This is a genomic window from Agrobacterium sp. LMR679 (assembly GCF_027157905.1).
Classification (GTDB): Bacteria; Pseudomonadota; Alphaproteobacteria; order Rhizobiales; family Rhizobiaceae; genus Agrobacterium; species Agrobacterium leguminum.
Window position 1 is genome coordinate 348,388 of the sequence record NZ_JAPVOJ010000001.1, and the last position, 21,434, is coordinate 369,821.

20 protein-coding genes are annotated in these 21,434 nt (G+C 61.8%); 5 read left to right on the forward strand and 15 right to left on the reverse strand.

The window, feature by feature from the left end:
- Positions 1-267: 267 nt before the first annotated feature.
- Positions 268-6,123, reverse strand: a complete 5,856-nt coding sequence (locus tag O3W47_RS01555; protein WP_269312775.1) for an Ig-like domain-containing protein — start codon at positions 6,121-6,123, stop codon at positions 268-270.
- A 253-nt stretch (positions 6,124-6,376) separates the two neighbouring features.
- On the opposite strand from O3W47_RS01555, the gene O3W47_RS01560 reads away from it, so the two are divergent.
- Together O3W47_RS01560 and O3W47_RS01565 are read left to right on the forward strand one after the other, a co-directional pair.
- On the forward strand, positions 6,377-6,541 hold the full coding sequence (locus tag O3W47_RS01560; protein ID WP_269312776.1) for a helix-turn-helix domain-containing protein: 165 nt from the start codon (positions 6,377-6,379) through the stop codon (positions 6,539-6,541).
- Positions 6,538-7,236, forward strand: coding sequence for a LysR substrate-binding domain-containing protein (locus O3W47_RS01565; protein ID WP_269312777.1), 699 nt, complete (start codon positions 6,538-6,540; stop codon positions 7,234-7,236). Before O3W47_RS01560 ends, O3W47_RS01565 begins: the two co-directional genes overlap by 4 nt.
- A gap of 35 nt (positions 7,237-7,271) precedes the next feature.
- On the opposite strand, the gene O3W47_RS01570 is transcribed toward O3W47_RS01565, so the two are convergent.
- The 14 genes from O3W47_RS01570 to ubiT all read right to left on the reverse strand — a co-directional run bounded on the left by O3W47_RS01570 (position 7,272) and on the right by ubiT (position 18,772).
- Positions 7,272-7,967, reverse strand: coding sequence for a cytochrome c3 family protein (locus O3W47_RS01570; RefSeq protein WP_269313700.1), 696 nt, complete (start codon positions 7,965-7,967; stop codon positions 7,272-7,274).
- Positions 7,968-7,969: 2 nt separating this feature from the next.
- Positions 7,970-8,461 (reverse strand): nitrate reductase cytochrome c-type subunit, encoded by a 492-nt coding sequence (locus O3W47_RS01575; RefSeq protein WP_080820507.1) that lies wholly within the window; start codon positions 8,459-8,461, stop codon positions 7,970-7,972.
- The gene (gene napA / locus O3W47_RS01580; RefSeq protein ID WP_269312778.1) at positions 8,431-10,935 is read right to left on the reverse strand and encodes a periplasmic nitrate reductase subunit alpha; all 2,505 of its coding nucleotides are present in this window, start codon (positions 10,933-10,935) and stop codon (positions 8,431-8,433) included. The genes O3W47_RS01575 and napA overlap by 31 nt, the downstream gene beginning before the upstream one ends.
- Positions 10,910-11,197, reverse strand: a complete 288-nt coding sequence (locus tag O3W47_RS01585; RefSeq protein WP_003504694.1) for a chaperone NapD — start codon at positions 11,195-11,197, stop codon at positions 10,910-10,912. Before O3W47_RS01585 ends, napA begins: the two co-directional genes overlap by 26 nt.
- The gene (locus O3W47_RS01590; protein ID WP_137005516.1) at positions 11,190-11,690 is read right to left on the reverse strand and encodes a ferredoxin-type protein NapF; all 501 of its coding nucleotides are present in this window, start codon (positions 11,688-11,690) and stop codon (positions 11,190-11,192) included. The genes O3W47_RS01585 and O3W47_RS01590 overlap by 8 nt, the downstream gene beginning before the upstream one ends.
- 7 nt (positions 11,691-11,697) lie before the next feature.
- The gene (gene napE, locus O3W47_RS01595; RefSeq protein WP_022557563.1) at positions 11,698-11,883 is read right to left on the reverse strand and encodes a periplasmic nitrate reductase, NapE protein; all 186 of its coding nucleotides are present in this window, start codon (positions 11,881-11,883) and stop codon (positions 11,698-11,700) included.
- Between the two features lie 201 nt (positions 11,884-12,084).
- Complete coding sequence (locus O3W47_RS01600) at positions 12,085-13,272, reverse strand: NnrS family protein (RefSeq protein ID WP_269312779.1); 1,188 nt, start codon at positions 13,270-13,272, stop codon at positions 12,085-12,087.
- Positions 13,269-14,021 carry an ATP-binding cassette domain-containing protein gene (locus O3W47_RS01605; RefSeq protein WP_269312780.1) on the reverse strand — a complete coding sequence of 251 codons (753 nt, stop codon included), beginning with the start codon at positions 14,019-14,021 and terminating at the stop codon, positions 13,269-13,271. Before O3W47_RS01605 ends, O3W47_RS01600 begins: the two co-directional genes overlap by 4 nt.
- Positions 14,018-14,827: an ABC transporter permease gene (locus tag O3W47_RS01610; RefSeq protein WP_269312781.1), complete on the reverse strand. Its 810-nt coding sequence runs from the start codon at positions 14,825-14,827 to the stop codon at positions 14,018-14,020. Before O3W47_RS01610 ends, O3W47_RS01605 begins: the two co-directional genes overlap by 4 nt.
- A gap of 5 nt (positions 14,828-14,832) precedes the next feature.
- Positions 14,833-15,816, reverse strand: coding sequence for an ABC transporter substrate-binding protein (locus O3W47_RS01615; protein WP_269312782.1), 984 nt, complete (start codon positions 15,814-15,816; stop codon positions 14,833-14,835).
- Positions 15,817-15,964: 148 nt separating this feature from the next.
- The gene (locus O3W47_RS01620; RefSeq protein ID WP_137005512.1) at positions 15,965-16,348 is read right to left on the reverse strand and encodes a hypothetical protein; all 384 of its coding nucleotides are present in this window, start codon (positions 16,346-16,348) and stop codon (positions 15,965-15,967) included.
- A complete protein-coding gene (gene ubiV, locus O3W47_RS01625) occupies positions 16,345-17,283 on the reverse strand; it encodes a ubiquinone anaerobic biosynthesis protein UbiV (protein WP_269312783.1) in 939 nt (312 codons plus the stop codon). Before ubiV ends, O3W47_RS01620 begins: the two co-directional genes overlap by 4 nt.
- Before the next feature lie 5 nt (positions 17,284-17,288).
- Positions 17,289-18,266: a ubiquinone anaerobic biosynthesis protein UbiU gene (ubiU, locus tag O3W47_RS01630; RefSeq protein WP_269312784.1), complete on the reverse strand. Its 978-nt coding sequence runs from the start codon at positions 18,264-18,266 to the stop codon at positions 17,289-17,291.
- Positions 18,257-18,772, reverse strand: a complete 516-nt coding sequence (gene ubiT, locus O3W47_RS01635; RefSeq protein ID WP_269312785.1) for a ubiquinone anaerobic biosynthesis accessory factor UbiT — start codon at positions 18,770-18,772, stop codon at positions 18,257-18,259. Before ubiT ends, ubiU begins: the two co-directional genes overlap by 10 nt.
- 149 nt (positions 18,773-18,921) lie before the next feature.
- On the opposite strand from ubiT, the gene O3W47_RS01640 reads away from it, so the two are divergent.
- Genes O3W47_RS01640 through O3W47_RS01650 form a run of 3 tightly spaced genes read left to right on the forward strand, consistent with a single transcriptional unit; the run spans position 18,922 to position 21,430 of the window.
- Positions 18,922-19,272: a DUF488 domain-containing protein gene (locus O3W47_RS01640; RefSeq protein WP_137454290.1), complete on the forward strand. Its 351-nt coding sequence runs from the start codon at positions 18,922-18,924 to the stop codon at positions 19,270-19,272.
- A gap of 56 nt (positions 19,273-19,328) precedes the next feature.
- Positions 19,329-20,843 (forward strand): UbiD family decarboxylase, encoded by a 1,515-nt coding sequence (locus O3W47_RS01645; RefSeq protein ID WP_269312786.1) that lies wholly within the window; start codon positions 19,329-19,331, stop codon positions 20,841-20,843.
- On the forward strand, positions 20,840-21,430 hold the full coding sequence (locus O3W47_RS01650; protein ID WP_269312787.1) for a UbiX family flavin prenyltransferase: 591 nt from the start codon (positions 20,840-20,842) through the stop codon (positions 21,428-21,430). Before O3W47_RS01645 ends, O3W47_RS01650 begins: the two co-directional genes overlap by 4 nt.
- Positions 21,431-21,434: the final 4 nt, after the last annotated feature.

Genomic DNA, 21,434 nt, shown 5'->3' on the forward strand with positions numbered 1-21,434 from the left:
CCGGCAAATTGCAAGGCCATTCCTGCGCTCAGAGGGCCGCGAGGGAGAGCGAAGGCGTTGGGGATCGCTTCGCAGGCGCTGTAACCTCTTCCTGCCAATATCTATAAAGCACAAACCCGCCGAAAATCGGCGGGTTTGGCCACGATCTGAAGGCGCATCCTGACGGATGCGCCCTTTGTAGTTTAAGCGAAGCGGAAGTCGTCGATGACGAACTGCTCGGTCTTGACGCCATCGAAGGTGATGGTCGACCCGTCCTTGAAGGCGATCTCAGCGCCGTTGGCACCGTCGGTGAACGCGCCGGAGGCGATGAGCGTCTGGTAATCGGCAAAGACATCCTTCGAGAGCTGGACAATATCCAGGCCAGCCTGGAAGTCCGTCACCACGTCCTGGCCGTCGCCGGGCCGCAAAGACGAAGATATCCACGCCGCTGCCGCCGGTCAGGACATCATTGCCCGAGCCGCCGGCCAGCACATCGTGGCCGGATCCGCCGCTTATCTCGTCGTTGCCGGCGCCACCGAAAACGACGTCGTTACCTGCGCCGCCCATCAATACGTCGTTGCCGGCACCGCCATAAACATCGTCGCTGCCTTCGCCAGCGATAACCCGATCATGACCCTCGCCGGCATCCACTATGTCATGGCCCTCGCCCGCAGACAGCCTGTCATCGCCGCTGCCGCCTTCGAGCATATCCTTGCGGCTGGTCCCGATCAGCACATCGTCGCCATTGCTGCCTTCGACGATGTTGTATTCAGTATAACCATCCACAGTGACGGTGGTGACACCTGTCGATTCACCGCCATTGGCGTCACGCACCGTATAGGTGAGCGTGACCGTTGCCTGCTGGTCGTCTTCCAGCGTGGCAAAGGCGGTGGAGGGATCGACCACGAGCTTGCCGTCAACGACGGAGAAGGCGGCTGCCGCCTGCTCGTTCGTCAGGGCAAGGCCCGCTACGGCCGTAACCGAGACCCCGACCAGCGCCAGACGGTCACCCTCGACATCCGTGTCGTTGGCCACGAGGTCGAAGGCGCCCTTATCCTTTTCTCTCACGGCGACCATGTCGGCAACCGCAACCGGCGCATCGTTGACGGGCTTGATGGTGACGTTGACGGTGCTTTCGCTTATCCCGCCTTTGCCGTCGGAGACGAGGACGATGAAGCTGCCGGTTCCGTTGACATTTTCAGCAGGCGTGTAGGTCCAGTCGCCGGTTTCGGCATCGATCCGGGCGACGCCGTTCGTGGCGCCGGCCTTCAGGGCAAAGGAAAGCTTGTCGCCGTCGATATCGGAGGCGACGACCTTGCCGCTGACGGCCTTGTCCTCATCCGTCTCGACGGTGACCGGCGACACCTCGGGAGCATCGTTGACCGGCTTCACGGCAAAGGTGGCGCTCGCCTCGCTGGAACCGCCCCGGCCATCGGCGATCTGGTAACGGAAGGCCGCCTCGCCGTTGAAGTCAGCCGAGAGCGTGAAGCGGATGCCGGTGTTTTCCAACACCGCCGTGCCGCCGACCGACGCCGACACGCCGGTTACCGTCAGGCCGTCGAGATCGGCGTCGCGGTCATTGCCGAGCAGCGTGGCGAAGGAGATGACGAAGGACGGCGCATCCTCGTTCACCGCCGCAAGCCGGTCATCCACTGCAGCCGGACCGCGATTGACGAGGGCCTTGACGATATCGTTGCGGTCCAGGACCACACCATCGGCAAAGGACAGCCTTTCGATGCCACCATCGGCAAGCTGGTTGCGCAGAGACAGTTTTGCGCCATCCGCCAGTTCGATTTCCACGGACTGGCCGTATTTGCGCAGCACCGCTTCGCTTCTGGCGATGTCGTACAGGGTGAGGCGGTCGGTAGTGCTGGATGCCGAGGCCACCTCGACGATGTCGTCGGAACCGTCGCCGCGTCCATAACGATACCGGTCGGAGCCATCGCCGCCGATCAGCAGGTCGTTACCCCGGCCACCCTCGATGAAATCGTCACCGAAGCCGCCGGAAATGATGTCGTTGCCATCCTCGCCCCACAGGCTGTCGTCACCGACGTCACCGGAAAGGGCGTCATTGCCCTCACCGCCCGCCAGCGCATCATCGCCCCTGCCGCCATCCAGCCGGTCATTGCCGCCAGCACCCTGCAGCTCGTCGTTGCCGTCGAGACCGAAAATGATCTCGTCGCTCGCTGTGCCGGTCAGCATGTCGTGCCCGCTCGTGCCGGTCAGGGTCTTGCCTGTGTCGAGACCGGATTTAAGATCGACAACGGTCAGATTGTCGAAGGTCAGGCCGGCATTGCCCCAGGAATAGAGACCGAAAGTACCGGCGTCGAGCTCGCGATCACCGATCGGGTAGGCGAACAGCGCCTCATCATTGAGGAGGGCGGAGATCTTGTCGCCAGCGACCTCGACACGCAGTTTCATCGCCTGACCAGGCTCGTATTTACCCGGAACCTGGGCCAGAATTTCCTCGATACCGTTCTTCATGCGCACGAGGTTGAAGATGCTGCCAGCGCCATTGCTGGGTCTACGGTCGAGAATGCCGTCCGCGTCGAGTTCCAGCTTGTAGTAGTTCTTGCTGTCCCTGTAACGGAACAGGAAGCCGAGACCGTCCTTGTCCGGCGTCTGGAACGTCGTCTCAATGGCATAGTCGGTCCAGGCGAGCGCCGCCGGATCGTTGAACAGGGCGTATGTGCCGAGACGCAGCACGTTGACGCCGTCGCCCATCGGGCTCCATCCGCGCTTGTAGTAGTCGGGATTGGTTGCGCCGGACCAGGTCAGTTCGCGGCTGGCAAGTTCCGTCGTCTGAAGCAGCTTGCCGTTGGAGATCAGCCATTCGGAGGCCTTGCCGTCCGGTCCGATACCACCGAACTCACCTTCATCGACGATCTTGAAGCGGGCCATCGCCTCGGCAGAGGAGAAATCCTCGGCAACAAGGATTTTCGTCCGGTCGACGACGGTGACGTCGATGCGGTCCGTCGAAACCGAACCGTTGGCGGCGGTAACCTTGAGAAGCAGCTTGTTGACGCCGGCATTGAGGGCGACATCGACCTTCCTGCCAGTTGCGACGACATTGCCCTTGAGGTCGGTCCAGACGAAGCCCGTCAATTGTTCCGGCCCGAAGGAACCCGAGGCGTCGAGCGTCACGAAGGCCTTGCCGTCGCCGTCGATATCGTATGCACGCTGGTCGATGCCCGCCTTCGCGGTCGTGACGGCCCTGGTCACGACGATATCGTCGAACACGGAAATACGCTGGCCGCTGGAATAGACGCCGACGGTGCCGCCGGACAGCGGAGCGGTCGCATCCACGACCGGGCCGCCAAAGACGTTCTTGTCGCCAAGGAAGACGTTGATGGTGCCGCCGACCACCGCAACGGTCAGCGGGATTTCCATATTGTAAGGCGTGCCTTCATTGACCTCGGCAAGCAGCGTCTCCTTACCGCTGGCGACCTTTACGAGCTGGCGACGGTTGGTTTCGCCATCCATGGAGAAGCGGTAATAATTATTCGCGTCCTTATAGTAGAAATAGACACCCATCGCATCGTTATCGAGCTGGGTCAGCGTCGCCTCGAAGACGTAGTTGCTCCAGGTGGCCGACTGAGCGGCGGTATAAACCAGCTTGTTGTTCGCCGCATCGCTCTGGTCGAAAAGCGCTGCTTCCGGGGCGGCGAGATTTGCGCTGGCGGTCGGCCGGGAAAATACCGTGCCCTTGAGCAGGAAAGCACCGGTATTACCGTCGGCGGCGCCGAAATCAGTGGCCCAACCATCGGCTTTGCCGTCGTTGAAGTTTTCAACGAGCAGGGTGCGGTCGCCGCGCACCAGAACATCGACCGTGTCGCGGGTTTTGATGCCGCTCGCATCCGTCGCGGTCAGCGTCAGCTTGTGCTTGCCGAGCGCGAGATCGGCCACAGCTTCCTTGCCTTCGGCGACGATGTCGCCGTTTTTGTCGGTCCAGACGAAGCTGCGGATCTCGCCTGCGAGCGGCGATTTCGCCGCGGACAGGGCGACGCTGGCGGAAGACGCACCGGCGGCGGCGCTGGCGACGATATCGTCGCCGGCCTTGGCCATGGCGCGCGCCGTGCCCTTGCCGACATAGACATTCTCGAACACCTCCTGGTGGCCGCGATAAAAGCCCGTCAGCCCGTCGCGATCGAGTTCCGGCTTGGTGCGGTAGCCGTCGAGATAATCGTCGAAGGCGGTGAAGTAGGTTTCGGTGGTGATACGGTTATTGTCGGGATCGATGGTGATCAGGCGTATCGCGCCGTTGCCGCCATTGTCGCCCTTGTCCTGATCGCCATTGCCGGTAATTTCACGCGACACGCCGTTCTGGTAATTGACCAGAAACTGGAAGACCGGTTCGCCATACTGGTTGTAGGTGATGTCGGTTTCCGCGCCGTCGCCAAAAATATGGCCGGAGAAGGTCATGACGATATTCGGATAACGCGAAAGCAATGCGCGGGCGACATATTCGCCGTCGTTTGCGCCGCGCTGGTCGGTGCGCATGCCATAGTCGTAACCCGCACCTTCGTCATAAAGCGGCAGGGCCAGATTGTCCTGGCGCCCCGCATAGCTCGTCAGCGAATGGGTGGCGAGCATGACGCGATGGTCGGGATATTTCTCGATCACGTCGCCCGCCCAGCGGATCACATCATCGCGCGGGCCGAATTCGAGCGAGATCGTCAGCCACTCGGTGCCGTCCGGCGCGGTGAAGGTGCTGTAGGTATTGCGACCGGCCGCCTGCTCCTGATCGTAAGCGCCGCCGAAGACGCCGGGATGGGTGGCGGCCTGCTTTTCCGCCGAGAAACGGCGATCCAGTTCGTTGGAAGAATGGTCGGCGGCACTTCCGCCATTCGCCTGATCGTGGTTTCCGGGCAGGATCGCGTAAGGCACCTTGCCGTCGAGCTTGCGCAGCGCCGCCTCGGCGATATCCCATTCGCCGCTCTGGTTGTTCTGGGTAACGTCGCCCACATGGCTCATGAAGACGATCTTGTGGTTCTGGCGATTATCGATCAACCATTGCGTCATCTCGCCGAACACATGCTTGATGCCGTCATTGGACGTATAGTCCTGCGTATCGGGGAAAACGGCGATGGTGTAGGCGTTCGGGCCTGCCACGCGCACGCGGAAGTCGTCCGTGGCGCTTCTGCCGGCGGGGTCGGTGGCCGTCACGCGGATATCGGAGTGGCCGAGTGCCGTAAAGTCGAGCACTAGCTTGTTTCCATCCGTCACCGCCGCCTTGAGGATCTCGTTCTTGCTGTTCTGCACGGCAAAGGTGAGGTTTTCACCGGAGAAGTGCTTGGAAAGGTCAATCGTGACATTCTGCGCATCGGGCGTCACCATCATGTCCTTGATGGCGGAGGTCCTGGCGGCGGCGGCCGGATCGACCGGCGGCGGCAGTTCGCCGACAGCCCGAATTCCGGCATCCTTCGCTGTCGTGGTCGAGAGCTCCACATTCTTGCCGCCGATGGCGCCCTTTCCGATAACCGGTGCGGTGGAACCTTCTGCGAACCGGAATTCAAGCGGGTCGGAGGCCTGAACCGTCTCCTTCATCGTTTCCGTCAGGATGCCGCCTGCCTTGGCGCCACCAAGGATCGCCATCTCGCCCTGTGTCAGGGCGCCTTTCAGGAAAAGGAGATTGCTGAGATAGCCGGCCGAGGTCTGTCCGTTATCGTCGGAAAAGATCAGGAAGCCCTTGGCGAGGTCGATTGCGAAACGGCCCGCATTGGAGGCAGCAATCTTCTGTTCCGAGATGAAATCGCCATTGATGTATTTCTTCATCGATACGCCGCCGCTGGCGTCTTTTTCAATCGTCAGGCCGATACGGTTCCAAGCGTCCAGCCTGGCCGTACCGCGAAAATCGCCGCTCATGCCAAGGCCGTAGCGTTCCATGCCGACGGTCTTGCCGAAAATATCGGTATCGCTGGTATTAGTGGTGTCGGTCTGCAGGAAGGGTATCCACTTGGCGCCGTTCGCCGCGAAATCGCCGGTCGGGAAATAGGCGTCGTAGACGAGGCTGTAGGATGTCGCGAGGCCGGTGCCGTTCGGCGCGACCAGAATGCCCTGCTGTTGCGACATGCGCGGGATCGTCAGCAGCCAATCGGAAGAAGATTCAATAGGATTGGCGATCGAATTTTGAGGAGTTGTCATCTCTTTGGCCTTTTTACGTGAAACGGACTGGCCAAGGGGCCATGGCGGCACGATTAGAGGCCGGGACTAACGTGCCGATGACGAATTCTTAACAAAACGTAAACGCGCCATAGCGATTTCCAATGTCTCCCATCGATTTTGCAACGGGGGTTAACGAAGTCATCTCGCCGACGTCATGGTGCTGTCAGCATTTTCGCCGATAGTCCAATCGCACCGGCGCCTTTCGTGTCGGCCGGCGGCAGAACAGGATCCCATGTCGACCACGCAGCTGAAGGCCTTTCACATCGTCGCGCAATCGGGCGGCTTTTCGCAGGCCGCGCGGGACATGGCGATCAGCCAGTCCACCCTTTCGGCCCATGTGCGGGAACTGGAGGCGATCAGCGGTGTGAACCTTCTGGAAAGAAAACCGCGGGGGTGAGCCTCAGCCCGCAGGGCGAGCGCCTGTTCGAGATAACCGCGCGCCTGTTTCAGGCCGAAAATGAAGCCAAAGCTTTCCTGCGCGGCGATACGGGTTCTGCGGGCGGCCATCTAAGGGTTGCGGCGGATGGTCCCGTGCTGCCGCTGCCGATCCTTTCGCGGCTGAAGGGCGAGCGGCCGCAGCTTACCTTTTCCCTTTCGGTCGACAATTCGGCGCGGGTGATGGAACAGATCATCGATTATCGCGCCGATGTCGCCATTACCGCCCGTGCACCGGACGATCCACGCCTCTACGGCGTCAAATTCCTCAGCATGCGTCTTGGGCTGTGCGTGCCCGTCTCTCACCCGCTGGCTGAGCGGGAGAGCGTTTTCATGGCCGAGCTCGAAGGCCTGTCCTTCGTCATGCGCGAGCGGGGGTCGCGCACCCGTGAAATCTTCGAAAAGAACCTTGCCGATCACGATATTTCCATCCAGCCCGTAATCGAGATTTCCTCCCGTGAAGGCGTGCGGGAAGCCATCGCCAACGGGGTGGGATGCGGCGTGGTGGCCGATCTGGAATTCGGCCACGATGCACGCCTTTCCTTCGTGCCGCTCAGCGACGCCAACGAACTCATCGACGAATATGCGATCTGCCTTGCCGAAAGGCGGCATCTGCCGCTGGTGCGCCGGTTCATCGAAGAAGCCGGCCGCGTCTGAAGCCGATCACGGCTCCTCAACCGGTCGCCTCGAATTCAAAAAACGTTCCGGTGCACATCCGTCATCGCGCGCCGCAGGTCGTCGACGGCAGAGGCCGTCGGCCCCGGCTGGTCGTTGAGCGCCGGCGGCATTTTCCAGCCGGGGTCTATGCCTTCCATATTGGGCAATTCATGGGCGATGCCTTTATGGCAATCGATGCAGGTGGCCTTACCCGTCAGCAGATATTTGGAATGGATATCGGCGGCGCGCTGCGTCTGTTTGGTAAAATCCATGGCGGCGGAGGAATGGCAGTTACGGCATTCCAGGCTGTCATTGGCCTTCAGGCGCGACCATTCGTGCTGGGCAAGCTCCAGCCGCTTGTCGAGGAACTTCTTGCGCGTATCGATGGTGCCGAAAATCTTGCCCCAGACCTCCTTGGAAGCCTGCATCTTGCGAGCGATCTTGTCCGTCCACTCATGCGGCACATGGCAATCCGGACAGGAGGCGCGCACGCCGGAGCGATTGGAGAAATGCACCGTCCGCGTCAGTTCCTCATAAACATTGGCGCGCATCTCGTGGCAGGAAATGCAGAAGGCTTCCTTGTTGGTCATTTCGAGCGCGGTATTGAAGGCGCCCCAGAACATGACTCCGCCGACGAAACCGCCAAGGGTGAGGAAGGCGAGGCTGAGCGTGCCGGCCGGCGTCGTCAGAACCGCCCATAACCAGGCGAGAAGTTTTTTCACACGGGCGATCATCATTCGCTACCCGCCGGTTTGACGCCCATCTCGCTCATGTCCTGAAAGGTGTTGGGCACGAGCGGCCGTGTGTCGGCCTGCGGCACATGGCAGGCGGTGCAGAAATAACGGCGCGGCGAAACATCCGCCAGCATCTGGCCTTCGCGCGTCATGTAGTGGGTGACGCTGATCATCGGCGCGCCGGAATCCTGCGTGAATTCGCGCTTGTGACAGGAGAGACAGCGGTTGGCATTAACCGAAAGCTGGTAACCGTCGATCGAATGCGGGATGACCGGCGGCTGCTCCGGGTAAGCGCGCATGCGCCTGAAATCGTCAATCACCCATTTCGGCAGGGGTTTGGCCGGCTCGGTCTGCATGGCGTCGCCGCGCGGGCCGGACAATTCCGGCACCATCTGCGCAACGGCCCCCGTCGCCAGCGCCACGACCAGAAGCGTGGCGGCGATCCATCCGTGTTTCCTGATCATGCGACTGGCTCTATCTTGACTGCGCATTTCTTGAAATCCGTCTGCTTGGAGATGGGATCGGTTGCGTCGAGCGTGACCTTGTTGATGAGCTGGCTGGCATCGAACCAGGGAACGAAGATGACGCCGGGCGGCATGCGGTTGCGGCCGCGTGTTTCCACGCGGGAGCGGATTTCGCCACGGCGCGAAACAATGCGGATTTCCGCGCCCTGGTTGAGCCCGCGCTTGCGCGCATCGTCGGCATTCATGAAACAGCGGGCGCCGGGGAAAGCCTTGTAGAGTTCCGGCACACGCATGGTCATGGAGCCGGAATGCCAGTGCTCCAGCACGCGGCCCGTCACCAGCCAGGTATCGAATTCCGCATCCGGGGATTCCGCCGGCGGCTCGTAAGGCACGGCGATGATGACCGCCTTGCCGTCCTTGTTGCCGTAGAACTTCACGCCCTCGCCCGGCTTGACATAGGGGTCGTAACCCTCGCGGTAACGCCACAGCGTTTCCTTGCCGTCCACCACCGGCCAGCGCATGCCGCGCACCTCGTGATAGGCATCGTAGGGCGCCAGATCATGGCCGTGGCCGCGCCCGAAGGCCGCATATTCCTCGAAGAGACCTTTTTGCAGATAGAAGCCGAAGTGTTTTGCTTCCTGGTTCTCGTATTCGCCATTGATCTCGCTTAACGGGAACTTGCCGACATCGCTGTCCTTGTAGAGCACCTCGTACAGCGTCTTGCCGCGATAGGCGGGATTGGCGTCCAGTATCTCCGCCGGCCACACCTCATCCGTGGTGAAGCGTTTGGAGAATTCCACCAGCTGCCAGAGATCGGAACGCGCCTCGCCCGAGGCTTCGACAAGCTGGTGCCAGACATGGGTGCGCCGCTCGGCATTGCCATAGGCCCCCTCCTTCTCCACCCACATGGCGGCGGGCAGGATGAGGTCGGCGCTCATGGCCGTGATGGTCGGATAGGCATCCGAAACAACGATGAAGTTTTCCGGGTTTCGATAGCCCTGATAGGTCTCGTTCTTGGTGTTGGGACCGGCTTGGACGTTATTATTGACCTGCACCCAGTAGAAATTCAGCTTGCCGTCATGCAGCATGCGGTCCTGTTGCACGGCGTGGTAACCCGGCTTTTCCGGGATGATGCCGTGCGGGATGCGCCAGATTTCCTCGGCATGTTTGCGGTGTTCCGGATTGGTCACCGTCATGTCGGCCGGCAGGCGATGGGCGAAGGTGCCCACCTCGCGCGCCGTGCCGCAGGCCGATGGCTGGCCGGTGAGCGAGAACGGGCTGTTGCCCGGCTCGGAAATCTTTCCGGTCAAAAGATGGATGTTGTAGACCATCTGGTTGGCCCAGACGCCGCGCACATGCTGGTTGAAACCCATGGTCCACAGCGACATGACCTTGCGTTTCGGGTCCGCATAAAGCTCGGCCAGTTCCTCCAGGAAACCGGCTTCCACCCCGGTCATGGCGGCGGTCTTTTCCAGCGTGTATTCGGAGACGAATTCCTTGAAGGTCTCGAAATCGATCGCTTCGGTCTTGGTCGGATCGGCGGAATTGGCGGCATTCACCTCCACCGGATTATCGGGCCGCAGGCCATAACCGATATCGGTGACACCGCGCACGAATTTCGTGTGGTTCTTCACGAAGTCTTCGTTGACGCGCCCGGTCTTGATGATGTGGTTGGCGATGTAATTGAGGATGACGAGGTCCGTACCCGGCTTGAAGATGATCGGAACATCGGCCAGATCCATGCTGCGATGGGTGAAGGTGGAAAGCACCGCCACCTTCACATGGTCGAAGCCCAGACGCCGGTCGGCAATGCGGGTCCATAGAATGGGATGCATCTCCGCCATGTTCGAACCCCAGAGCACGAAGGCATCGGCATGTTCGAAATCATCGTAACAGCCCATCGGCTCGTCCATGCCGAAGGTGCGCATGAAGGCATAGGCCGCAGAGGCCATGCAGTGGCGGGCATTCGGATCAAGATTGTTGGAACGGAAACCGGCGCGCATCAGCTTGGTCGCCGCATAGCCTTCGAAGATCGTCCACTGGCCGGAGCCGAACATGCCCACGGCCGTCGGCCCATTCTCCTTCAACACCCGCTTGCACTGCTGCGCCATCACATCGAAGGCCTCGTCCCAGCTCACCGGCTCGAACTCGCCGTCCTTGGCGTAGACACCGTTTTTCTTACGCAGCAGCGGGGTCTGCAGGCGGTCCTTGCCATACATGATCTTGGACAGGAAATAGCCCTTGATACAGTTGAGGCCGCGATTGACCTCCGCCTGCATGTCGCCATGTGTGGCAACGACCTTGCCTTCCTTGACGCCGACCATGACGCCGCAGCCCGTGCCGCAGAAACGACAGGGCGCCTTGGACCACTTGATCTGCAATGCGGAAACACCGCCCGGCACCGGCTGGGCGGCGGCCGGCAGTGCAATGCCCGCCGTTGCCGCCGCAATGCCGGCGGCATGGGCCTTCAATAGATCACGCCGCGTCAGTTCGCTGCTCATCGCCGCCTGTCTCCTCTGTGTCGACGTGTTCGAAAACCATGTTGGCGGCAATCACACCGTCGAGTGTCGAAATATAAGTGAGCGTATCGCCCAGCATGCCGGTGCTCGTGCCGTCTATGACGATGACAATCTTGCCGTTGCCCTCGCCATGAACCTCGACATTGTCGAGCGTTAAAAGCGTTGCCAGCACGGCGTCCCGCATCTGCGGCATCACCGCCACCACGGCGCTTGAAACATGATACCGGCCTGTATTTTCAGGCATATTGCATCTCCGTGGCTCTCTCTTTGATCTCGATCACACTGGCGGGACAGACGGACACGCAGGCCCCGCAACCGGTGCAGGCATCTTCCAGCAATTCCGGAACGAAGGGGCCGCCACGGCGTGGCCGAAACCGGATGGCCGCGGTCGGGCAGGCATCGCGGCAGGCCTGGCAATCGATATCGCCGAAGGCGAGACACCCCTCACCGATCGCCATGACATGACCGAAGCGCTGTGCCGTGGGGGCAGCAAAGACCGGCTCGGGACAGGCCTCAGCACATTTGCCGCAAAAGGTGCATTCCCCGGCGGAGAAATCCACGCAAGGCAGACCGTCCGCCATGGCGATGATGCCGGTAGGACAGGCCTCGACGCATTTTGCGCAACCGCTGCACGCGGCGAGGTCGCTCAACGCGACCCCGGGGGGACAGATGCGTGGTCTATTTTTTTGCCCGCCGCGCAGGAAATCGCGCCGGCTGAGAGAGACTTCCATCATCATCTCGCCCTCAATGGCCAGGCGGCCCCGGCGGGCCGTAAATGATCTGGAACATCCAGACGATAAAGCCATAGGCTCCGACAAATCCGACCGCCAGAATGGGCCAGATTCCGAATGCCAGAACGGCGAAGGTGACAAGTTCCCTCGTCCGACCTGGCTTTTCATCTGCGTGTTGAGGCGCGACTATTTTAGGCATATTCGCGTTTCCCTATTCGGTTGGAGTTATAATCGACCAAAAAGAAGATATGTTCAACTACTTGATTTTATTGATTATTTATCAAAACTAACATTCATCAATATCCCTCCCCTAAGTCACTGATTTCACTTTGTGCTTTTGCCAAAAAAATAAACAAACCGGTCGGGACAGTGATGTCGCCGCCGCGGGGCAAGATGTCTCTCATCCGCATGCCCCCGCCTCATCGATGCCAGGCGCGCGCATGAAGGGCAGAAAGCCCTGCAACCAGACCCCGAAGCTCGCCGCCCACAAAACGGCGCTGAGGCCATGGTGATAGGGTGACAATGTTGCGGCAAAATCGAATTCCGGCAGGATGCGGACCAGCCCGGCCATCACCATCAGAAGGGCGGCCACATGCGCCTGCCATGGCAGATGCGTCAGGTTGCGGCCCGTATGCCGCAGCCCGGCAATGATGAAGACGGCCATGATGGCGCATCCCAGCGCCCCGACCGACAGCAGATGCAGCCCGGCGGCAGGCGTGACGGAAAAACCGAGCCTTGTTGCGCCGAGCGCCAGAAAACCCGCGCCCGCAAAGACGTTGCCGAGACCGAGCAACAGCACCTCGGTCTTGAAGACGGCACGCCCGATGAACCATTCGGCCAGCCGGTCGAAAAAGGCGGCCCCGGCCGCAAGCGAAAGCCAGGCGCAGACATCGCTTTGCGGAAAGAAAAGTTTCGCCGCCATGTAAAGCGTCACCATGGCGCCCGCCATATGCTGGCGGCCGGGATGTGGCCGGTAAGGCGTGGTCTCGCCACCCGGGTCGAGCGCCAGATTGATGACGACCACATTAATACGCGCGGCGGAGAGTGAAAACAGCACGGTGAAGATGCACAGCGCCGCTTCCAGAAAGCGGGATGCAAGTTCAGGATCGCCGCTCCACCAAGCATAACGCACACCCGCTTCAGCCGCCGTAAACAAAAGAAGCCAGATAAGGAATGCCAGGTGTTTCATCGTGCGCCGCGCCAGCATCGCCCTGCCGATGAGAACAGAGAGCGCGAGCAGAAAGGCGAGATCGAAAAAACCTGCAAACAGGCTCCATGCCTCCATCCCGAGAAAGCCGATAAGGCGGCCCGGCAGCCAGAGACCGGCGAGATGAAGCAGCGTTCGTCCCTGCGCCGGCGTCGTATCCGTCCATTCCGGCACCGCCGAGCCGAGGAAACCGGCAAGCGCCATGCCATAGGTGCCGAAGATCATTTCATGGGCGTGCCATTGCGATGCAGGCACCGCATCGGCAAAAGGCAGGGCATAACCACCGATGACGACCCACAGGAAGGGCCAGCCCGCGCCATGCAGGGCGGCCAGCGGGAAAAACAGCCGCAGGGCTTCCGAAAGGATGGGGGGCTGCCTCATCGCACCCGCTCCTTTGCCGAAAACAGTTCGGCGAAGGCCGGGCTCTCAGACAGGCGTTCCGCTTCGTCGAAAACCGCCCGCGCCACGCGCCGGCCCGGCGAACCGGCGGGCTTATGCGCGGCAATGACGCGGCCATCGACGCCGGAGAGCACGATCAGCCTGTCGGCAACCAGCAACGCCTCATGAAGATCATGGGTGACGAGAAGGGTGGAAAAACCGCGCCGGCAGGCGGCGCCCACCAGAAGCTCCTGCAAATGACGGCGCAGGCCGACATCGACGGCGCTGAAGGGCTCGTCCAGAAACAGCATGTCCGGCTCCACGGCGAGCGCCCGCGCAACGCCGGCGCGCTGGCGCATGCCGCCGGAGAGTTCCACCGGATATTTGCCGAAATCCGCCGCCTCCAAACCGACTTCCAGCGCGAAAATGCCCGCCCTTTCGCGCCGCTCCCGTTTCGGCATGCCGGCCGCCGCAAGGCCGTAGGCGATATTGTCGATAAGCGTCATCCACGGCAGCAGCCTCGGCTCCTGAAACACCAGCCCCTGCCGGCGATAATGGCGGTGCACGCGGCCGCGAACAGGATCGATGATACCGGCCGCGATCTGCAAAATCGTCGTCTTGCCGCTGCCGGAGGGGCCGAGCAGCGCCACGGTTTCCCCGGGCGCTATGCCGAGATCGAAATTCTCGAACAGGCTGCGACCGAGAAAGGCGTGGCCGACATGTTCGAAACGCAGGATGGAACGGTCGCTCATCGTTTGACACCCCATGGCAGCCCGGCGGCGCGCCAGCGTTCCAGCGCCTCGCGCAGCAGATGGAGCAGACCGTAATCGGTCAGCAGCGCCAGCGCGACGGTGATGGTGAGCCAGGCGCTGACCTGTGCGATGTCGAACAGCGCGCGTGCGGTGGCCAGTTCGCCGCCAATGCCGCCGGAATTCGAAAGGAGCTCGGCCATGACGGTTACTTTCCACGCGCTTCCCGCCGTCGTCGTCCAGGCCGGGAAGAGGTAGGAGAGCACGTGCGGCATGGTGACGGTGCGCAGCCGGTAAAACCACGGAGCACCGAAGGCCTGCGCCATCACCTCCAACTGACGGTCCCGCTTGGCGACACCTTCCAGCGCACCGGCAAAGGACACGGGAGCCGAGGCGATGATGACGGTCATGACAGCCGTGCCGCCGGACGAACCGAACCAGATGAGCGCCAGCACGATCCAGCCGATGGGCGGCACACCGAGCAGAACGGTGACGACAGGCTTCATCAACCGCATGGCCGCGAAAGAATAGCCCGCCAGCACGCCCGCCACCGTGCCGATGCCGGCGGCGATGGCAAAGCCGGTCAGGGCCCTGACGGCGCTCTGCGACAGGATGGCGAAGAAATCCGGCCGCGCCGCCAGAAGCCCCATTGCAGTGAAGGTCTCCCCCGGCGAAGGCAGGATGAAGGAGCCATAAATCTCATGGCCGGCCTGCCAGGCGGCGAGAAAACAGAAAATGCCTGAAAGCCCGGCCCAGCCCGCCCAGAGATAGCGGCCCATCCAGCCAAGACTTTCGAGAATGCGGTTCATGCCTGCTACACCAGATAAAACCCGTCATCCGGCCGCCGGCCGCCGATGATTGCCGGGTCGGCCTTGGCAAGCTCATCGTAGAACGCCTCGAGATCGGCGCGCGCAGCGCTTGCCTTCAGGGCGCATAGATGACTTGTCGGAAAGGAGGCGGCAATGATTTCCGGCGGGAAACCCAAGGCATCGGCGGCCGCATCGGCCGCCGTCTTCGGATCGGCTACGGCGCTGGCGAGCGCCGTCTCCATGGCGCCCTGCAAAGCCTCGATGCCGGCCCTGCCGAGTTTTTGCTGGACCGGCGATGTCAAGGCGAGGCCGGCCTGCGGAATTTCAGCCTTGCCGGCCACCTTCGCCCATTCCCGCTGAATATCGATGGTGCGATGGACGGTCATGAAAAACGACTTCGCCTTGATGAGCACGGCGGTCGCGGCCGGCTCGCTCAGCAGGGCGGCATCCACCCGACCCGTCAGCAGCAATTGCACGGCTTCCGGCGGCGAAGCGGCATATTCCAGCTTGATGTCACCGGGCCTCAGGCCGTTTTCGGCAACTAGGCGGCGCAACACGAAATCGGGCATGTCGTTCTTGAACGGCAAAGCGAGGGTCTTGCCGGAAAGGCTTTGCAGGGAGTTCAACGTCCCGTCTTTCGAAACGATATGGAGCAGGCCCGTGGTCAGCACGTTCAACAGCCCGAGGCCGAGACCGCGATTGTGGAGATTGGCGACGCCGTAGCTCGGCATCACCATCGCTCCCATGGAACCGGAGGCGACGGCGGCGCGCATTTCATCCGGCGTTTTCCAGGCTTTGAAGACGGCTCCGGGTGCGACGTCCTTCAGGAACCCGCCCTTTACCGCATGGGCCAGCACGGCCGACGGCGCGGCCGGAGGGCCATAAAAGGTGAGCGGCGCTTCCGCTTTCGCAACATGCGGTGCGGCAAGTGTCGCGACCGCGAGCCCGGAAAAGGCTGAAAGAGCCTGACGACGGGTGAGATGGGCCATGGTCCTGATCCTTTCGCGCCGGAAGCGCCATAATGCGCGTGACACCCGCTCAGACCGTCTTCCGGTCCCGGCGCGTCACCACCCCGGAAATGACATTTTGCAAGCGCCCGCTCTTTGCGCAGGATCAAACAGGGCCGAAAACAGGGATTTATTCACCCTTCTTGAGTGAGAGCGCGTCCCGCAGGATTCGTGAACCCTCCTGGGCGGCGGCGGCGATATCGAGAAACATCAGGCTTGCGGTTTCGACCACACCTTCATCCACCGTGTCGTCTTCGGCGAAATCGCAGAGCATCTCGGTCAGGAGCGCTATCTTGCGCCGCTCCTCACGGGCGGCGGCCAGAAGCTTGACGATGTTGCGCTGGCGCTCGAAATCCTCCAGCTCGCGCAGCGCCTCGTGCACCCTGTCGCGGCAGCCGCAATCAAGCGCGCTCTGCAAGACAATGTCGCGCACCAGATGGATTGCCGCCGCGATATCCGCTCCGCCCGGCGTCGCTGCGGACAGCGTTTGCTCACTTTGCCCGTTCGTCGTCATGCGTTCACCCCATGCGCCGTGTTGCGGGCGCGGGCGATCCAGGCCGCCCCTTCCTGCCCGTGGTGAAAACCATTGGAAAAGGGCACGTCCGGATAGATTTGCCCGAGATGGGCAAGACCGTCCTCCGCCTCCCGTCTGCCGGCCAGAACGTCGTCATGGATATGCGCCACCGCAACCATGTCGCAGTCCTGCGGCGACAGCCGGAAGCGGGAAATGCCGGTGGCCGCCAGATCCTGCAATTCGCCAAGCAGCGACTGGCAGGTGTGCGACACCGTCTGCACGCCGTTCAGCGCCAGAAACGACTGCCGGTCGAGCGTGCGTACCGGCAATCCATCCGGGTCGTCACCGCAGACGAACTGGCAATTATCCTTGATATTGCCCTTGGCGCGGGCATGGGCGCAGCGTGCCGAAATGGCGAGCGGCAGGCGGCCGAAGGCGAAGACTTCGAAGTCCACATCCGGCGTCTCCCCCACGATGCGCTCCACCGAGGTCACCGGCAGTTCCGGTGGCAAGCAGATGGCGCTTGCCCCACGCGAGGCGAGCAACCGCGCGGTGGCGGCATTATAGACATTCACCATCGGCCCAACGACATGCGGCGTGCCATGCAACATGCCGAGCGCGGAAAGATCGTTCGCCTCGACCGGATAGGGGCTATCGGCGATCAGGCCGCGCAGGTGGCGGCTTTCCCGCTCCAGCGTCACCAGCGAAAGCGTCGAGAGGATCACCTGCTTTCCCGCATTCTCCAGCCGCTCGATCACCTCGGCCAGATGCGGTTCGGTAAAATGGAACCGTTTGGAACAGACGGTTTCGCCGAGATAGACATGACTGACGGGCGCCTCATCGGCGATGCGGAAATAGAAATCGCGCCATTTCTCGCCCTGCCAGAGATAAAGCACCGGGCCGAGCGCCAATGTAGCCTTTGCAGTTTTTGCCATCGCCATCATCTCCAGCGTTTCTCATAAGCACCGACAGTTGTGCGCTGGCCTTCACTTAACAGCCGCAGGCGCGAGAGCAGCCGTCCCCGTTCTTCGGCACTGGCGGCCAGCGCCCGGTGCAGGGTGGACACCACTTCCGCCACATAGGCCTTGCCGCGCTGGCGGCCCTCGATCTTCAGCGCGCTGACCCCCGCTTCGCGCAGCGCATCGATCTGGTCCATCACATCAAGCGACACCGGGTCCTCAAAGGCATAGGACTTGTCATCGGCAATCTCGAAACGGCCCTTGCAGAGCGTCGGATAACCCGCTGCTTCGCCTTCCGGAAAGCGGTTGATGGTATAGTCGCCGAGTTCCGACACCAGCTCCTGGCCGTCCTGCCGATAACGCACATGGCTTGCTGGCGAGCAGACGCCGTTCATGTTGGGTGATTTTCCAGTGGCGTAAGACGAGAGCGAGCAGCGCCCCTCCGCCATGACGCAGAGGCCGCCGAACACGAAGATTTCGATCTCGCAGCGGATTTGCCGCGCCAGCCGGGCGATGTCGGAAATCGTCAGCGTGCGCGGCAGCACCACGCGTTTCGCGCCGAAGGCATCGACGAGGAAATTCACCGCATCGGCATTGGAGGCGGAGGCCTGCACGGAGACATGGATGCGCTGCTGCGGATGGTGTGCCGCCACATGCGCCATCAGACCGAAATCGGCAAGGATCAGCGCATCCGCCCCCGCCTTCACGGCATCGGCCGCACCGCGATACCAGATATCCTCATTGCCCGCGCGCATGAAGGTGTTGAGCGCGACGAAAGTCTGGACGCCGCGCTTCTTCGCGTAGGCAATGGCTTCGGCAAGCTCTTCGCGGGAAAAATTTAGACCGGGAAAATTGCGGGCATTGGTTTCATCGCGAAAGCCGCAATAGACGGCATCCGCGCCGGCATCCACGGCCTCGCGGAAGGCGGCAGGCGTTCCCGCAGGACAGATCAGCTCCATGCCGCACCTCCACGCGTTTCGGATAGAACATGGCCGCGCAGGCGGTTCGCAAGCCCCGTTACCACCGGTGCAAAAGGCCCGGCAAAGGCACCGAGATCGCGCGGCAGATCAATGCCGCTGTCATCGAGCGCATTGCGCAGTGCCAGCATCGCCTCCATGTCGCCGGTGACGCTTAGATCACGCGAGAAGAACAGCGCATCGGCGTCCTGCCGCCCCTCCATCAGCGCCAGCAGCATGAAAAGCGGCCCTTCCACGGCAGCATCCACCTTCGGCAGGCGGCCCTTTCGGCTGACGGTGATGGCCGGACGCGCCGGCTCGACCATGAAGGCGAAGGGCAGATCGACCGGCAGGAAGGCATAGCGTTTGCCGCTATGCTCACCGAGCCGGCCGAACAGATCAGGATGCCGTTTCATGATCTGCGCCAGCATCGCCGCCGTCGCTCGCTGCACCATGGCAAGGGGCAGAAAATTCATGGGGGTAGCGATGGCGGCGGGAAACGGTCTCATAAATGGTCCTGTCAGATCAGTTGCGGGCAGGAACCTAACCGCAGCGCGCCAGCGCCGGTTTGAGCGAACGCAAAGACAGAGAGATTTTCGGGTGCGACTTCACAAAAGCCGCTATAAATCATTCACTTGCGAAGCGAAGGAGGCCGCCCATGTCCGATATAAGGATCAAACGGATTTACGATGCCGCCAGCGATGAGGACGGCGCACGCATTCTGGTGGACCGGCTGTGGCCGCGCGGCATGCGCAAGGAAACCGCACAGCTTTCGCTGTGGATGAAGGAAATCGCGCCCAGCAACAAATTGCGCAAGAATTTCTCGCATATGCCGTCGCGTTTTGCCGAATTCACCGGGCACTATCATGAGGAGCTGGCCGCCAATCCCGATGCCGTGGCGCGCATGAAGGAGCTGATGGCGAAGGGCCGCGTCACGCTGCTTTATGCCGCCCATGATACCGAACACAACCACGCCCTCGTTCTTGCCGACTATCTTCGTTCGCACTGAAGCCGCATTTGCGGTAGCGCAAGGACATGCCGCACCGCCACCGGCAAACAGGCGGCATGAGAGACGAGAAAACAGAAACTAAACCCGCCCACGCAGCCGATCTGCGCGGTTTCGTCCGGTTGCTGGAAGAACGCGGGCAGCTGCGGCGAATCCGCCAGCCAGTCTCACTGGTGCACGAAATCACCGAAATCCACCGCCGCGTGCTTGCCGATGGCGGGCCGGCGCTGCTGTTCGAGCAACCCGTCGGCCATGAGGGCAAGGTGCGGGACATGCCGCTGCTTGCCAATCTCTTCGGCACGCGGCAGCGCATCGAATGGGGGCTGGGGCTGGAAACGGGCGGCCTGCCAGCACTTGGACAAAAGCTTGCCGAATTGCGCGAGCCACGGCCGCCGAAATCCATGGCCGAGGCATGGGGTAAGCTGCCTTTGCTGAAGGCAGCACTGTCCATGCGGCCACGCAACGTCTCGCGCGCGCCGGTGCAGGAAAAGGTACTGACGGGCGATGCGGTTGATCTTGCCCGCCTGCCGGTGCAATGGTGCTGGCCGGGCGAGCCGGCCCCGCTCATCACCTGGCCGCTGGTCATCACCCGTTCGCCTGATGATCCCGACGATATCAATGTTGGCATCTATCGCATGCAGGTGCTGGGGCCGGACAGGGTGATCATGCGCTGGCTGGCGCATCGCGGCGGCGCGCAGCACCACCGGCTGTGGCAGGCACGTGGGCTGGATATGCCCGTAACAGTCGCCATCGGCACAGATCCCGCCACCATTCTTTCCGCCGTCATGCCGCTTCCCGAACATATCAGCGAGCTTGGTTTTTCCGGCCTGCTGCGCGGCTCGAAAAGCCGCATCGCGAAGGCATTGACGGTGCCGATGCCGGTGCCCGCCAATGCCGAGATCGTGCTGGAAGGCACCGTCTCAGCAACGGAAACGGCACTCGAAGGCCCCTATGGCGACCACACCGGCTACTATAATTCGGTCGAAGCCTTTCCGATCATGACGCTGTCGGCCATCACCATGCGCCGCGATCCGATCTATCTTTCTACCTATACCGGCCGGCCGCCCGATGAGCCCTCGGTTCTCGGCGAAGCCATGCTCGAGATTTTCCTGCCGCTCGTCAAAAGGCAGTTTGCGGAAATCGTCGATCTGTGGATGCCGCCGGAGGCCTGTTCCTACCGCGTCATGGTCGTCTCCATCGACAAGCGTTATCCCGGCCAGGCAAAGCGGGTGATGATGGGCCTGTGGTCGATGCTGCCGCAGTTCAGCTATGTGAAGCTCATCATTCTGGTCGATCCCGACATCAATGTGCGCAGCTGGGTGGATGTGATCTGGGCGCTCTCCACCCGTTTCGATGCCTCGCGCGATACAACGATCATCAACGATACGCCGATCGATTATCTCGACTTCGCCTCGCCGAAAACCGGCCTCGGCGGCAAGATGGGGCTGGACGCCACCCACAAGCTTTCGCCGGAGACGGAGCGCGAATGGGGCCGCGTGCTCTCCATGACACCTGACGTCATCGCAAAGGTGGATATCATATGGCGTGATCTTGGCCTTGGAGAACGACCATGAACCCGTGCCGCGTCGTGGTCGGCGTCACCGGTGCCTCGGGCGCCGGCATTGCGCTGCGCATCATCGAGCGCCTCGCCGCGATGGAAAGCGTCGAAATCCATCTCGTCCTGTCGCAATCCGCCAGACGCACCGTGCTGCATGAGGAAGATGCGCAAGCCATGGGGCGGATGTTGTCGCTCGCCAGTGTCAATCATGCTGTCGACGATATCGGCGCGGCAATTGCCAGCGGCTCCTTCCCGACAACAGGCATGATTATCGCCCCCTGCTCCATGCGAACGCTCGCGGCCATTGCAAACGGGTTTTCGGACAATCTCCTTACCCGCGCCGCCGATGTGCATCTGAAGGAACGCCGGAAGCTGGTGTTGATGACCCGCGAGACGCCGCTACATCTCATCCATCTGCGCAATATGTGCATTGTCACGGAGGCCGGTGCGATCGTCATGCCGCCGGTGCCGGCTTTTTACAACCGGCCGCAAAGCGTCTTCGATATTGTCGATCAGCTCGCCGCCCGCGCTATCGATCAGCTCGGCATCAGCTCCGCGCCGCAGGCGCCGATATGGCAGCCGCATGTGGTGAAGACGTCGTGAGCGA